Annotated in this window: 12 protein-coding genes; 7 read left to right on the plus strand and 5 right to left on the minus strand. The window is 60.5% G+C overall.

Annotated features, from left to right (window positions below):
• Positions 1–6: 6 nt before the first annotated feature.
• Together ORL50_RS18875 and rlmF are read left to right on the plus strand one after the other, a co-directional pair.
• The gene (locus tag ORL50_RS18875; RefSeq protein ID WP_266017362.1) at positions 7–2,853 is read left to right on the plus strand and encodes a valine--tRNA ligase; all 2,847 of its coding nucleotides are present in this window, start codon (positions 7–9) and stop codon (positions 2,851–2,853) included.
• A gap of 246 nt (positions 2,854–3,099) precedes the next feature.
• The gene (gene rlmF, locus ORL50_RS18880) at positions 3,100–4,125 is read left to right on the plus strand and encodes a 23S rRNA (adenine(1618)-N(6))-methyltransferase RlmF (protein WP_266017187.1); all 1,026 of its coding nucleotides are present in this window, start codon (positions 3,100–3,102) and stop codon (positions 4,123–4,125) included.
• Positions 4,126–4,314: 189 nt separating this feature from the next.
• Here the strand turns inward: rlmF and ORL50_RS18885 are convergent, their stop codons facing one another.
• Positions 4,315–4,596 carry an HU family DNA-binding protein gene (locus ORL50_RS18885; protein ID WP_007905514.1) on the minus strand — a complete coding sequence of 94 codons (282 nt, stop codon included), beginning with the start codon at positions 4,594–4,596 and terminating at the stop codon, positions 4,315–4,317.
• A 394-nt stretch (positions 4,597–4,990) separates the two neighbouring features.
• Here ORL50_RS18885 and yejK point away from each other — a divergent pair, with 394 nt between their 5' ends.
• Entirely contained in the window at positions 4,991–5,995 is a 1,005-nt protein-coding gene (gene yejK / locus ORL50_RS18890) for a nucleoid-associated protein YejK (RefSeq protein ID WP_247292135.1), read from the plus strand.
• A complete protein-coding gene (locus tag ORL50_RS18895; RefSeq protein ID WP_266017191.1) occupies positions 5,995–6,345 on the plus strand; it encodes a glutaredoxin family protein in 351 nt (116 codons plus the stop codon). Before yejK ends, ORL50_RS18895 begins: the two co-directional genes overlap by 1 nt.
• 106 nt (positions 6,346–6,451) lie before the next feature.
• Here ORL50_RS18895 and ORL50_RS18900 read toward each other — a convergent pair whose 3' ends face one another.
• From ORL50_RS18900 to ORL50_RS18915, 4 genes are all read right to left on the minus strand, one after another.
• Complete coding sequence (locus ORL50_RS18900; RefSeq protein ID WP_266017192.1) at positions 6,452–7,387, minus strand: glutathione S-transferase family protein; 936 nt, start codon at positions 7,385–7,387, stop codon at positions 6,452–6,454.
• Between the two features lie 88 nt (positions 7,388–7,475).
• Complete coding sequence (locus tag ORL50_RS18905; protein ID WP_266017193.1) at positions 7,476–7,793, minus strand: GIY-YIG nuclease family protein; 318 nt, start codon at positions 7,791–7,793, stop codon at positions 7,476–7,478.
• Positions 7,794–7,832: 39 nt separating this feature from the next.
• On the minus strand, positions 7,833–8,303 hold the full coding sequence (locus ORL50_RS18910; RefSeq protein ID WP_266017194.1) for a nuclear transport factor 2 family protein: 471 nt from the start codon (positions 8,301–8,303) through the stop codon (positions 7,833–7,835).
• A gap of 113 nt (positions 8,304–8,416) precedes the next feature.
• Entirely contained in the window at positions 8,417–9,049 is a 633-nt protein-coding gene (locus ORL50_RS18915; protein WP_266017195.1) for a response regulator, read from the minus strand.
• Between the two features lie 357 nt (positions 9,050–9,406).
• On the opposite strand from ORL50_RS18915, the gene ORL50_RS18920 reads away from it, so the two are divergent.
• The 3 genes from ORL50_RS18920 (at position 9,407) to ORL50_RS18930 (ending at position 13,862) form a co-directional block, all read left to right on the plus strand.
• Positions 9,407–10,123, plus strand: coding sequence for a fimbria/pilus chaperone family protein (locus ORL50_RS18920; protein WP_266017196.1), 717 nt, complete (start codon positions 9,407–9,409; stop codon positions 10,121–10,123).
• Between the two features lie 126 nt (positions 10,124–10,249).
• Positions 10,250–12,718 carry a fimbria/pilus outer membrane usher protein gene (locus ORL50_RS18925; protein WP_266017197.1) on the plus strand — a complete coding sequence of 823 codons (2,469 nt, stop codon included), beginning with the start codon at positions 10,250–10,252 and terminating at the stop codon, positions 12,716–12,718.
• 10 nt (positions 12,719–12,728) lie between these two features.
• Positions 12,729–13,862 carry a DUF1120 domain-containing protein gene (locus tag ORL50_RS18930; RefSeq protein ID WP_266017198.1) on the plus strand — a complete coding sequence of 378 codons (1,134 nt, stop codon included), beginning with the start codon at positions 12,729–12,731 and terminating at the stop codon, positions 13,860–13,862.
• The last annotated feature ends 10 nt before the right edge of the window (positions 13,863–13,872 follow it).

Here is a 13,872-nt window from a genome sequence, read left to right on the forward strand (position 1 = left end):
CCGCGCATGGATAAGACCTACCAGCCGCACGCCATTGAAACTTCCTGGTACAACACCTGGGAGTCAGAGAATTACTTCGCCCCGCAAGGCGCGGGCGAGTCCTACACCATCATGATCCCGCCGCCGAACGTCACCGGCAGCCTGCACATGGGCCACGGTTTCAACAACGCGATCATGGACGCGCTGATCCGTTTCCGTCGCATGCAGGGTCGCAACACCCTGTGGCAACCGGGTACCGACCACGCCGGTATCGCCACGCAGATGCTGGTGGAGCGTCAACTCGAAGCCCAGGGCCAGAATCGCCACGACCTCGGCCGCGAGAAATTTCTCGAAAAGGTCTGGGAATGGAAGGATCAGTCCGGCGGCAACATCAGCCGTCAGATCCGTCGCCTCGGCTCGTCCGTGGACTGGAGCCGCGAGCGCTTCACCATGGACGACGGCCTCTCGGAAGCGGTCAAGGAAGCGTTCGTGCGCCTGCACGAAGATGGCCTGATCTACCGCGGCAAGCGCCTGGTCAACTGGGACACCAAGCTGCACACGGCGATTTCCGACCTCGAAGTGGAGAACCACGACGAGAAAGGTTTCCTGTGGAACCTCAAGTACCCGCTGGCCGACGGTGCAAAAACCGCTGAAGGTAACGACTTCCTGATCGTCGCGACCACTCGCCCGGAAACCATGCTCGGCGACTCCGCCGTGGCCGTTAACCCGAACGATGAGCGCTACAAAGCCCTGATCGGCAAATTTGTCGAGCTGCCGCTGGTCGGCCGCCGCATCCCGATCATTGCCGACGATTACTGCGACCCTGAATTCGGCACCGGCTGTGTGAAAATCACCCCGGCCCACGATTTCAACGACTACGAAGTCGGCAAGCGCCACAACCTGCCGCTGCTGAACATCTTTGACAAAAACGCCGCTGTCCTGCCGGCCTGCCAGGTGTTCAACCTCGATGGCACGCTGAACGGAAGCATCGACGGCAAGATCCCGCCTGAATACGCCGGTCTCGACCGCTTCGAGGCGCGCAAGCAAATCGTTGCCGCATTTGACGCCGCCGGCCTGCTGGTCAGCGTCGACGATCATGGCCTGAAAGTGCCTAAGGGCGACCGCTCCGGCACCATCATCGAGCCGTGGCTGACCGACCAGTGGTACGTGTCCACCAAACCCCTCGCCGAACCTGCGATTGCGGCCGTTGAAGATGGCCGTATCCAGTTCGTGCCGAAACAGTACGAAAACATGTACTTCTCGTGGATGCGTGACATCCAGGATTGGTGCATCAGCCGTCAACTGTGGTGGGGCCACCGGATTCCGGCCTGGTACGACGAGTCGGGCAAGGTCTATGTCGGTCGCGACGAAGCCGAAGTGCGCGCCAAGCACAACCTCGGCCCGGACGTCGCGCTGCAACAGGACAACGACGTTCTCGACACCTGGTTCAGTTCGGGCCTGTGGACCTTCTCCACCCTGGGCTGGCCTGAGCAGACCGAGTTCCTGAAGAAATTCCACTCCACCGACGTGCTGGTCACTGGTTTCGATATCATTTTCTTCTGGGTCGCCCGGATGATCATGCTCACCATGCACCTGGTGAAAAACGAAGACGGCACGCCGCAGGTTCCGTTCAAGACCGTGTATGTGCACGGTCTGGTGCGTGATGGCCAGGGCCAGAAGATGTCCAAGTCCAAGGGCAACGTCCTGGACCCGCTGGACATCATCGACGGCATCGAGCTGGAAGCCCTGGTACAGAAACGCACCTCCGGCATGATGCAGCCGAAGCTGGCGAAGAAGATCGAGAAGCAGACCCGCGACGAGTTCGCCGACGGCATCGCCAGCTATGGCACCGACGCCCTGCGCTTCACTTTCTGCTCGCTGGCCTCCACCGGCCGTGACATCAAGTTCGACATGGGTCGCGTCGAAGGCTATCGCAACTTCTGCAACAAGATCTGGAACGCCGCGCGCTATGTTCTGGACAAGGGCGAAGACTGCGGCCAGAACGGCGAGGCCTACGAGCTGTCCCTGGCAGACCGCTGGATCATCTCGCAGCTGCAGCGCACCGAAGCAGAAGTGACCCGTCAACTGGATCAATTCCGCTTCGACCTGGCGGCACAAGCCTTGTACGAGTTCATCTGGAACCAGTATTGCGACTGGTACCTGGAACTGTCCAAGCCTGTGCTGTGGGATGAAAACGCACCGGTCGAGCGTCAGCGCGGCACCCGTCGCACGCTGGTTCGTGTACTGGAAGTGGCCCTGCGCCTGGCGCACCCGTTCATGCCGTTCATCACCGAAGAAATCTGGCAGCGCATCGCGCCGCTGGCCGGCATCGAAGGCAAGACGATCATGCTGCAACCTTGGCCAGTGGCCAATGAACAGCGCATCGATGCGGCCGCCGAAGATGATATCGAATGGCTGAAAACCCTGATGCTCGGCACGCGCAACATTCGCGCCGAGATGAACATCGGTCCAGGCAAGCCGCTGAACCTGTTCCTGAAAAACGTCAGCGCCGAAGACCAGCGTCGTCTCACCGAGAACGAAGCCCTGTTGAAGAAGCTTGCGCGTCTCGAGTCGATCACTGTGCTGGCTGCGGGCGAAGAAGCGCCATTGTCTGCAACCGCTCTGGTTGGCGAGATGGAAGTGCTGGTGCCGATGGCCGGCCTGATCGACAAGGATGCCGAGCTGGCGCGCCTGGACAAGGAAATCCTGCGTCTGCAGGGTGAAGTCCAGCGCGTGGGCGGCAAGCTGTCGAACGCCGGTTTCGTCGACAAGGCCCCGGCCGAAGTCATCGAGAAGGAACGCGCCAAACTGGCCGAAGCGGAACAGGCTTTGGGCAAATTGGCTGAGCAGCATGCGCGGATTGCCAGTTTGTAACGGCGAATCGCAATGAAAAAGGGAGGCCAGAAATGGCCTCCCTTTTTTGTGCGCGCCCTTCTCCTCTAGACACCGAATACCCCCTGTGGGAGCGGGCTTGCTCGCGAAAGCGTCGTGTCAGTCGACTTCAATTTCGCTGACCCGCCGCTTTCGCGAGCAAGCCCGCTCCCACAGGGATTGCGTTCACAACGCCTGGATGTGGGACAATACCCCCCACTTTCAGCCATACCCGAATCGATCACGCCCATGAACGCCCCCCGCACTCCAAGACCCGCGCGCAAGAAGCCCGAATCCGCGACCCCGGCCAAAGCCGTGGAGCCCCGCGAGAAGGCCAGCCTGCACCCGCGCAACCGCCACCAGGGTCGTTATGACTTCCCGGCGCTGATCAAGACCACGCCGGAACTGGCGAAGTTCGTGATCACCAACCCGTACGGCAAGGAAAGCATCGACTTCGCCAGCCCGGACGCGGTGCGGGTGTTCAACCGAGCGCTGCTCAAGTCGTTCTACGGGGTGGCCCACTGGGATATCCCGGCAGATTACCTCTGCCCACCGGTTCCGGGGCGTGCCGACTACGTGCACTTCCTGGCCGACCTGCTGGCCAGCGTCAACGACGGTGAAATCCCCCGTGGCGCACCGGTGAAAGTGCTGGACATCGGCATGGGTGCCAACTGTGTCTACCCGCTGATCGGCTACAGCGACTACCGCTGGCACTTCCTCGGTTCGGAAATCGACCCGACTGCCGTGGCCGCCGCCAAGGCCATCGTCCAGTCCAACGGGCTGAACAAGGCCATTCAGCTGCGCCAGCAAAGCAATCCCAAGCACATCCTGCTGGGCCTGCTTGAACCAGGTGAACGCTTCGACCTGACCATGTGCAACCCGCCGTTCCACGCCTCGATGGATGAAGCCACCAAAGGCAGCGAGCGCAAATGGCGTGCACTGGGCCGTGCCGACCCGAAACGCAAGCTGCCGGTGCTGAACTTCGGTGGCCAGTCGGCCGAACTGTGGTGCGAGGGCGGCGAAGCTCGCTTCGTGACTCAACTGATCGCCGAGAGCGCGCACTTCCAGCACAAGGTGTTGTGGTTCAGTACCCTGGTGTCCAAGGCATCGAACCTGCCAGCCATCGAGATCGCCCTGAAAAAGGCCGGAGTGCTGGAAAGCCAGGTGGTGGAAATGTCCCAGGGCCAGAAGAAAAGCCGATTCGTCGCCTGGACGTTCCAGACCAAGAGCGAACAGCAAGTCTGGCGTCAGCGCTGGACCCGAAAGGGTAACTGACCCACGCAGATCAATTGTGGGAGCGGGCTTGCTCGCGAAAGCGGTGTGTCATTCGACTTCAATGGTGACTGACACACCGTCTTCGCGAGCAAGCCCGCTCCCACATTGGTTTTGCGGTGTCGGTATTAAATCGCAGGCACAAAAAAACCGTGCCCGGATCACTCCGGAGCACGGTTTTTTTTACACGTCTTACTTGTTAACAGCGTCGGTCAGGCCTTTGGCCACAACCAGCTTGATAACTTTCTTGGCAGCGATTTCGATGGCAGCGCCAGTCGAAGGGTTGCGGCCAGTACGGGCAGGACGCTCGGTCACTTTCAGTTTGCCGATACCTGGCAGAGTGATTTCGCCGCCGTTTTCCAGCTGATCAGCAACGATTTGGCCCAGTTGGTCCAGAGCGTTACGCGCGGTGGTTTTTGGCGCGTCGATAGCTTCAGCGATGTCGGCGATCAGTTGGTCTTTAGTAAGAGCCATGTAGTGTTCCTTCCCTATCAAATTCATATGGATTGCAGAGTGCAGTGTCAGCCATCGAGCCCGATCTTCTGGATCTGGCACCCTCGGCCAATAACCACGGGATCGGGGTTATAGATACCGAAATCAGGGTTTGGTTCGACCTGACAAATGCTGATTGCACGCTTAACGCAGTGACTTCGCGCAAGACCGGGCAAAACTAGCACAGAGACGGGGAAATATCCGCTTCTAGCTACCCATTTGGTCAGCTTTATTGCTCTAAAACGTTAAAAAACAGCATAAGCAGCAGCGCACCCCTCGGAATTGCCCTTCACCCCGCTCCAAAACCAATGGTTGCGGTACACTGGGCGCTTTTTCGGGGAGCACGCCCTCCCCTCTACAATCAGCCGAGAAGCCCATGCCGATCCGCCATTGCATTGTTCACCTGATCGACAAAAAACCCGACGGCACTCCCGCAGTTTTGCACGCCCGTAGTGAAGAGCTGCCTGAGTCGAGCGCCATCGAGAACATGCTCGCCGACCTCAATGAGAGCTACAACGCCAAACAAGGCAAGGCCTGGGGTTTGTTCCATGCCGAGTCCGGGGCGCATCCCTTCAGCGGCTGGCTGAAGGAGTACCTCGAAGGCGGAAAGGACTTCACGGCGTTCAGCCGGGTGGCGGTAGAGCATCTGCAGAAACTGATGGAAGAATCCAACCTCTCGGTGGGCGGCCACGTACTGTTTGCGCACTATCAACAAGGCATGACCGACTACCTGGCCATCGCGTTGCTGCACCACAGCGAAGGCGTCGCCGTGACCGAGCAGCTCGATGTAACCCCATCGCGACATCTGGACCTGGGTCAGTTGCACCTCGCGGCGCGAATCAACGTGTCGGAGTGGCAGAACAACAAGCAGTCCAAGCAGTACATTTCGTTCATCAAGGGCAAGAACGGGAAAAAGGTCTCGGAGTATTTCCGCGACTTCATCGGCTGCCAGGAAGGCGTCGACGGCCCCGGTGAGACCCGCACACTGCTCAAGGCTTTCAGTGATTTCGTGGAAAGTGAAGACCTGCCGGAAGAATCCGCCCGGGAGAAAACCAAGACCCTGGTGGACTACGCCAGCAGCCAGGCCAAGATGGGTGAGCCCATGGGCCTGGAGGAGTTGTCCGAGCTGATTGATGAAGAACGTCCGAAGGCGTTCTACGATCACATTCGCAACAAGGACTACGGTTTGTCGCCGGAAATCCCGGCAGACAAACGCACCCTGAATCAATTCCGCCGCTTCACTGGCCGTGCTGAAGGCCTCTCGATCAGCTTTGAGGCGCACCTGCTGGGTTCGAAGATCGAGTACGACGAAGAGGCCGGAACCCTGATCATCAAGGGCCTGCCAACCCAGCTTACTGATCAGCTCAAGCGGCGCAACTGATGCTCCAGGGCGTGCTGAAAAAATTCCTGCTGATTCTGCTGGTGGTCGTCGTTTATCAGAACTGGGGCAAGGTCGAGCGGCTGTTCAATCCGTCCCAGGTGGTGTCGCAGCAGACCCAGGCCAAAGCCAATGTGGTGCTCTACGCCACTGAGTGGTGTGGCTACTGCAAGCTGACCCGACGTTTTCTTGATCAGAAAGGCATTCCGTACAAGGAATTCGATATCGAGAAAGACGCCGCAGCACGCAAAGCCTATGAAGCGCTGGGCGGTGGCGGGATCCCGATCATCGATGTAAACGGGACGTTGATTCGCGGGTATGACCCGGATGCAATTCTTGCGGCCTTGAAATAACGCCTGCCTGTAGGAGTGAGCCTGCTCGCGATAGCGATGTGTCAGTCACATTGATGTTTGATGTGCCGCCCTCATCGCGAGCAGGCTCGCTCCCACAGTTTGTCCATCAGTGCTTTTCGATCCGAAACCCAAACCGCGGAAAGTGCACATGCACCACCCCGCCGCGTTCGTCTTCACGCCGCAGAATCAATTCTTCACTCCCGGCAAACATCAACTCACCGGCCACCGGATCAACCCCGTAATCGGTAGCCGCGATCACTACCTGCTGACCCGGCTCAAATCCGTTGGGCTCCTCGAAATGCTCCTCCGGCAACGGCGCAGGCGTTGCGGCCCGTGCCACTTCAAGCGCCTCTTCTGCCGTCATTTCGCTCGCAGCACCATGGCCGAACCCCAACACGCGTCCCAACCACGCGGATATTGCCGGATAGGCATCGACCAGGGGTGCCGTGACCGGGGTGGCCTTGAGAAACCACATTGGGTGAGCCAGGGAGAAATCGGCTATCGACGGTTCGCCAAATAGAAAGTCGCCCTGCTCACGCTGCAGTTGTTGTTCCAGCCGCGCCATGATCGTTGGCCACTGATGCCGCGCTTGCTCGGCCGACAATTTGCTCGCACTGCCGCCACTGAACAACCCGGCGCGATCGGCCAGGAAAGCCTTGATCGCTTCCGGTGGCAGATTGCCAAACCGTGCGGCGATCGACTCCGGCTGAAATATCAGGCTCACCGCATGCTGAAACACCACTGAATCAGCCCAGGCGGCGAACGACGCAGTGATCATTTCCTGGCCATCCGGGAAGAACGCTGGCAAGGCCTTTTCCTGCTCCAGGCGCCGGGCAATCAACGCAGTGTCACAGTAGATGTCAGCGCCGACCTGCAGGACCGGAGTCTTGCGATAGCCACCGGTCAAGGCAGTCAGGTCAGGTTTGGGCATCACCGGGGAAATCTTCACCGAGCGCCAGGACAGCCCCTTGAAGCCCAACAACAGGCGGGCCTTTTCGGCGAAAGGGGACGTCGGGTAATGATGCAGAATCAACTCGGACATGCTCGGCTCCGCCGCGCGAATAAGGAATTGGCAGCTTAGCGCGCAATTTTGAAGCAGCCTACGGGTCTGCCTGATGGGAACTGATCAGTCAGATTGATAAGCCTGCAGCAAAGGTCGCTACCAGGCATTCCTTGGCGCTTTTGCGTAGTTTCTTGATCAGCCGTTCCTGACGCAACGCTTCACCCTTGTCGCTACAGACTTCCGTATAGACCAAGGCCACGGCGGGGCTTGAGAGGAAAAATCGCGCACCTTTGCCTCGCTGGTGAGTGGCGAAGCGGCGCACCGGATCGTCGCTGATCCCGCAATACAACGATCCATTCGCCGCGCGAACGAGGTAGACGAACCAGGGTTTACTGACCAGCGCGGGCTCGGCGGCAATTGCGGGCATTTCGCTCGGAGTGTTCACGTGGCGTCAGGGCTTGAAAGGAAACAAGCAGCAATCTTATCAGCGACCCGCCTGAAATGCCTTAAGCCCCTTCAAGGCCTGGGCGCGTACGGCATTGCGCACCAATGGCGTCCAGCCCAGCAGCAGGCCCTTGAAACCCAGCGCCTGGCGCGACCAGCTCCACAGGTCAAAATTGTCGTGATGCTCGCAGATTTTTCCATCGCGAAATACGAACCGCGCCTGGATGTCGTTGACCACGGTATTGCCGGTCTGGCTGAACAGGTACGTGGCCACCCAATGCGCACCGCCCGTATGCTCGTCTGCGCGAACCTCATCGAACGTCAGGGAAAAATCCCTGGCTCGGGTGGTGAGCATGCGCCACATGTCACCCGCGTCGCGCCCGCGCAGTTCGCCAAAGGCCGGGTCACTGAACACCACATCATCGGCGTAACAGGCGCTCATGGCCTCGGCATCCAGCCTCTGGAAGGCTTGGTAGAACCGGGTAATCAAGGCTTGGTGGGCTTCGCTCATGGACAGGCTCCCTGGATAACAAATGGTTTCACAAGATTGCCTGCACGATAGTCAACTACTGCGCCGAACACTACCGGCATCAGTGTGGGGAATATCCTTGGCCATTGCGCAACCTACTGCACCATGCCACTTTCACGGGCATACGCAAACAGGCCCACATCATTGGCGATGCCCAGCCGCTGCATGGCCATGTTCTTCTGTTTGCTGATGGTGGAAACACTGCGCTTGAACCGATTGGCGATTTCACTGACGGTCATGCCACTGGCGAGCATTCTCACGACCTCATACTCCTTCGCCGACAATACGGGGAGATTCGACTGGTTCCGGGCGTCGACCTGAAGCAGCGTCGTGCGCAACGATCGGCTGACAAACCGGCGACCTTCGGCCACTGACTTGATCGCCATGGGCAGCTCCTGCGCCGACGCGTCCTTGGCCACGATTCCCTGGACCCCTTGGGCAAAGGTGGCCCTGAGTGTCATCACGTTGGCGAACATGGTCACCAGGATGATCTGCATTTTCGGGTAGGTACGCCGCACCTGGCTCAACATCTTCAGCCCGTCCGCGTGGGAGTTCCCGGGCATGGAAAAGTCTGTGACCAGTAAATCACAAGGTGTAGTGGCGAGCAGGTCGAGCAGGCTGTCAGGGCCATCAGCTTCGCCGAGGACCTCACAGTTCGCATTCAGATTTACGAGCATTCGCAGGCCGATGCGGACGACAGGATGGTCGTCAGCGATGATTACACGCATTGTAGGATTCATCCCGTTTAGTGACTGGAATTGGGGAAAATAGCGCCGCCATAGCGCCACTACAACACCATCAAACAATGGCAAATCCGCCAAGATCAATACAACCGGGGGCCTGTCCGGTCTCCTACACAAAAGAAAAAAAATTCCTACGCGACTTACTTACAACAGCCGTGCGAAAGGACTACAGACAATAGCGGTTAAACGGCAAAAACTCATTTCCATCAACTCTTTCAACGTTTTTCGTATTAGTTGCATTTCAGCCCTCAGCCTCAATCGATAGATTGCATCCACCAACACCACACCGGGCAACATCACAGGTGGGGTACCGCCTATTCCCTAATACTTACGAGAAACGTCATGCTGATGTTTTCAGATTTTAATCGCCGTTTGCTGCTGTCCGGCATCGTCGCACTCACCCTGCTGCCGAGCGCGCAGGCGAAGGCCGACGGCATGGTGCCCAGTACTTCCGTGGTGATCGTCAATGAAGCTGACGGCGAAGCATCGGTGTCGGTGACCAACACCGATGCCACCCTCGCATTGATGCACGTCACCCTCGAAGACATCGCCGAGGACAGCGAGTCCCTGTTGTTCGTCACACCACCGCTGGCGCGCGTCGAACCCGGCAAGAGCCAGCTGGTAAGGTTCATTCTGCAGTCGGAGAAACCGTTGCTCACCCAACGTTTGAAACGAGTCATTTTTGAAGGCATTCCCCAGGCTAAATCCGCCGCCGAAGCTGGCCAGGCACGAGTGGGTGTGACGCTGCGCCAGAACTTGCCGGTGATTCTGCACCCCAAGGGGCTGGCACCCAATCGCACGCCGTGGACCGACCTGCAATGGTCGCTGCGAGACGGGCAACTGACCGTGCGCAATGACACGCCGTATGTGGTCCGACTGAGCCAGGAAGTGCAACTGCTGCCCTCGGCAGGCAACGCAATGCTACCTAAAAGCTACGTGTTGCCCGGCGAACACGTCAGCATCAAGGTGCCGGAGGGCAGCGCTAAGCAGGTGCGCTTTCAACCGGCAACCGTCTACGGCTTTGCAGTGCCGCATTACGAAGCCCCCATCAAATCCTGAAACCACGCTACGAAGAAACCGTGAGCGCCTGCATCCACAGCCGACGGCCTCCAAGCCCTTCGCCACGCGCGTGATTAAGCCCCAGGCACAGCAGCCCGGCACGCCGAAATAACTCAAGTGAGCCCGATGAACACCGTATTGAATTACCGTGATGGCGAAGCCATGCCCGCGATTCGTGCCAGCGCTGCACCAAAGTGGTTGCGAAGGCTGATGCTGCTGGCGCTGCTGCTGACTCTGGCATTGATGATGCTCTATGCGCATGGCGCCGAGTCCGTGCCAGCCTCGTTCGACGAGGACACGTTGCTGCAGCGGGGCATCGATCCAGCGCTGGCAACGTTACTGATGCATGCTCCGCGATTCACTGCGGGCAGGCACCCCGTCACGCTCACCGTCAACGGCCAGCGCCAGGGCCGGGTCGACGTCGCATTTAATGAAGACGGTGCGCTGTGCTTCGATCGCGGCCTGGTGGATGCCGCCAATTTGAATGTGCCTGCGGACTTGCTGGACGATGGCCGCTGCCATGACTTCCTTGGCACTTCGCCGCAGACCATCATCGAACCGGACCCGGCGAACCTGGCCCTGTCGCTGATTGTGCCCACTGACTCGATTCGCCCGACGGCCAGGGACTTTTCCGGCTATCAAACCGGCGGCATTGCCGGCCTGATCAACTACGACGTCACCGGTTTGCACAGCCGCTATGGCGACCAGTCGAGCCGCTACGCTTCCGCCAATACCGAGCTCGGCTTCAACGCCGGGGACTGGATCGTGCGCAGTCGCCAGGTGCAGACCTGGCAGGACGACGTGTCCCGCACCACACATATCGCGGCATACGCCCAACGAACCTTTGCCAGCCAGGAAATGGTCTTGCAGGCGGGCCAGATCAACCTCTACAACCCGGTGCTGGCTGGCGCCCAGATCACCGGCGTGCAAGTGCTGAACGAACAGGCCCTGCAGGTTGAATCCCAAGGCGCCGTGATCGAGGGCATCGCCAACAGCCAGGCGCAGGTGGAAGTCCGTCAGAACGGTTCCCTGATCCATTCCACGGTGGTGCCGGCCGGTCCTTTTGCACTGGATAACGTGCGGCGCCTGAACACCCGTTCCGACGTCGAAGTCACGATCAAGGAGGCCGACGGCAGCGAGCGCCGTTTTACCGTGCCTGCGGCCATGCTCGGGATCGGCCTGCCCGCACCGGGTTACTCGTTGGCGGCCGGTCGGGTGCGCAGCGTCAGTGGCACCGAGGGCAGCGATCCCTGGGTGATCAGCGGCGGCTGGAGCGGCGCGCTCACCCCGCAATTGTTGCTCAGCAGCGGCCTGACCGGTGCTGCCAAGTACAGTGCGGCAGGGGCCAGCATCGGCCTGCTGCCGTTAGCGTCCACCCAGGTCCAGGCGGCGCTGACAGGCGCCAACGCCAGCGGCAGGAAGGCCAGCAAGGGGCTGCAGGCGGACTTGAGCCTGTCGCACCGTTTGAATGATCAGTGGGCACTCAACGCCGGCACTTCCTACCGCACGCTGGGTTACCGCGAGCTGGAAGATGCGGTCTTCGAAGGCACCAACGACAACCACAAGTCGCGTTATCGCGATCAGCAGAGCGCGGCCTTGTCCTGGTCCCATGCTTGGCTGGGCGCGTTCAGCAGCGGCTTGAGCCGCTCCAGTTCATTCGACGGCCAAAGCAGCAGCCGCGCCATCGCTTCCTGGGGCACCAGCATCGCCGGAGTATCGGTATCCGCCACTGCCGAATGGCAGGTCAGCGGCGCCAACCGCAACGACGACAGTGTCTACCTGAACCTGAGCTTTCCCTTGGGTGGGAACCGCCAGGCACGCAGCTGGGTACGCAGTTCCGACGGCGAATACCGCAGCGGCGTGGGCTTGAGCGAGCGGGTCAACGACCAGTTCGGTTACCGGGTAGGCGTCGAGCACGACACTCGCGACAAACAGGTCCAGACCACGGCCGGCGCTTCACTGCTGCCGCGCTACACCCAGCTGGATTTCAATTACACCCGCAGCGATGCCGACCGCTCCAGCTATCAGGCGAGCGCCCGCGGCGCAGCGGTGCTGCACGGCGGTGGGGTGACCATGTCGCCCTACCCGGTGAGCGACACCTTCGCCCTGTTGTCGGTTGGCGACATGGGCGCGATCAAGGTGTCCACGCCCAGCGGCCCGGTGTGGACCGACTGGCAAGGTCAGGCGGTGATCCCGCAGGTCGCGGCTTACGGCCGCAGCGCCGTGGAAGTCGACACCAAGACCCTGCCGCGCAACGCCGACATCAACAACGGCCTGGCAGTGATCTCGGCCGGTCGCGGCGCCGTCGACAACGTCGAATTCGGCATCACCCTGACCCGCCGCGCCCTGCTCAAAGCCACGACGGCCAACGGCGCACCGCTTCCCCGCGGCGCGTCTGTGAGCACCGAGGATGGTGAGTTCGTGACGCTGGTGCAGGACGGCGGCCTGGTGTTCGTGCCCAACGCCCTCGACCGCCGTGCGTTGTGGATCAGCGCACCGGGAATGGAACGCTGTGCACTGAGTTTCGAATTACCGGCGGACGCCGACACCGACGCCTACTACGAAACAGCACCCGCCAAGTGCCGGGCGCTCTGAGGATGACTTTATGAAACTGCCACGCGTGCTGCTGCTCCTCGCCCCCCTGATGTCGAGCGGCTTGACTTCGCTGGCCATGGCCGACGAGTGTCAGTTCAGCCTGAGCCAGCCGCTACTCGACTACGGCCTGATGAACCGCGCGATACAGCCCAATGGCGGCCAGGAGCGCCACCTTGGTGTGCGCAACCTGAGCCTCAGCCTGAGCTGTGCGCAGCCCACCGACGTCAGCCTGTTCTACCGAGCCATGGCCGCGACTGCCGAGCGCTTCCACTTTGCCGATCGCGGCAGCTATCAGGTCCGCATCCGCGATGCCGTGCTCGATGGTCATTCTGTGGATATCGGCCTGATTGCCGGGCCGGGTCAGCCGCCCACCGAAACGGCCTCGACACTGATCTGGCGTCCGGGCCACGGGGTGGTTGCGGTACAGGCGGGAGCGCCGTCCCAGGGTCGCACTTTTTCCGCCCAGCTTGAGGTCACTGCGTGGGTTCAGGAACAAGGGATGCTGCTACGTGAGGAGGTCACCTGGGACACCGCCGGGGTATTCGACGCCATCGCGCCGGGGCTCACTCGGGAAGCGAACCTGCGCGCCCGGTTTGCCCCGGCGGCCTGTCAACCCATGCTGTCCAATGGCGGCCTAGTCGACCTCGGCACCCTGTCAAACAAAGACCTGAACGCCGACAAAAGCACTCGCCTGCCCGACAAGTCCTTGACCCTGACCGTTGGCTGCGACGCGCCGACGGCATTTGCCTTGGTCATGCACGACAACCGCCTGGGCTCGGCGACCGTGGACAGCGACATCTACTACGGCCTGGGCAAGGACAGCCGCGACCACAAAATTGGCCTGTACTCGCTGCACTTCGACCCCAACGACGCCAGCGCCGACCGTTACCCCAAGCTTTATCGAACCGACTCCACCACCGGTGGCAGAGCCTGGAGTTCCAGCAGCGCCAATCCGATTCCCATCGGCAAGACCAGTTACCTGGCGTTTACCGACACCGCCGGCAGCACCTCCGGCCCGGTGATGATCCAGACACTCGCTACCCGGGTGACGGTGCAAGCCGTCATCGCCCCGACCAACGACCTCGACCTGAGCAGCGCCATCGACCTCGATGGCGCCGCGACGATCGAGATTCTGTACCTGTAACCCCCAAACC

The organism is Pseudomonas sp. RIT-562, assembly GCF_026241895.1.
Lineage (GTDB): Bacteria > Pseudomonadota > Gammaproteobacteria > Pseudomonadales > Pseudomonadaceae > Aquipseudomonas > Aquipseudomonas mandelii_F.

Coding starts and splice junctions, on each gene's coding strand:
- ORL50_RS18875 (WP_266017362.1), top strand. CDS start 7: ATGGATAAGACCTACCAGCCGCACGCCATTGAAACTTCCTGGTACAAC.
- rlmF (WP_266017187.1), top strand. CDS start 3,100: ATGAACGCCCCCCGCACTCCAAGACCCGCGCGCAAGAAGCCCGAATCC.
- ORL50_RS18885 (WP_007905514.1), bottom strand. CDS start 4,596: ATGGCTCTTACTAAAGACCAACTGATCGCCGACATCGCTGAAGCTATC.
- yejK (WP_247292135.1), top strand. CDS start 4,991: ATGCCGATCCGCCATTGCATTGTTCACCTGATCGACAAAAAACCCGAC.
- ORL50_RS18895 (WP_266017191.1), top strand. CDS start 5,995: ATGCTCCAGGGCGTGCTGAAAAAATTCCTGCTGATTCTGCTGGTGGTC.
- ORL50_RS18900 (WP_266017192.1), bottom strand. CDS start 7,387: ATGTCCGAGTTGATTCTGCATCATTACCCGACGTCCCCTTTCGCCGAA.
- ORL50_RS18910 (WP_266017194.1), bottom strand. CDS start 8,303: ATGAGCGAAGCCCACCAAGCCTTGATTACCCGGTTCTACCAAGCCTTC.
- ORL50_RS18915 (WP_266017195.1), bottom strand. CDS start 9,049: ATGCGTGTAATCATCGCTGACGACCATCCTGTCGTCCGCATCGGCCTG.
- ORL50_RS18920 (WP_266017196.1), top strand. CDS start 9,407: ATGCTGATGTTTTCAGATTTTAATCGCCGTTTGCTGCTGTCCGGCATC.
- ORL50_RS18925 (WP_266017197.1), top strand. CDS start 10,250: ATGAACACCGTATTGAATTACCGTGATGGCGAAGCCATGCCCGCGATT.
- ORL50_RS18930 (WP_266017198.1), top strand. CDS start 12,729: ATGAAACTGCCACGCGTGCTGCTGCTCCTCGCCCCCCTGATGTCGAGC.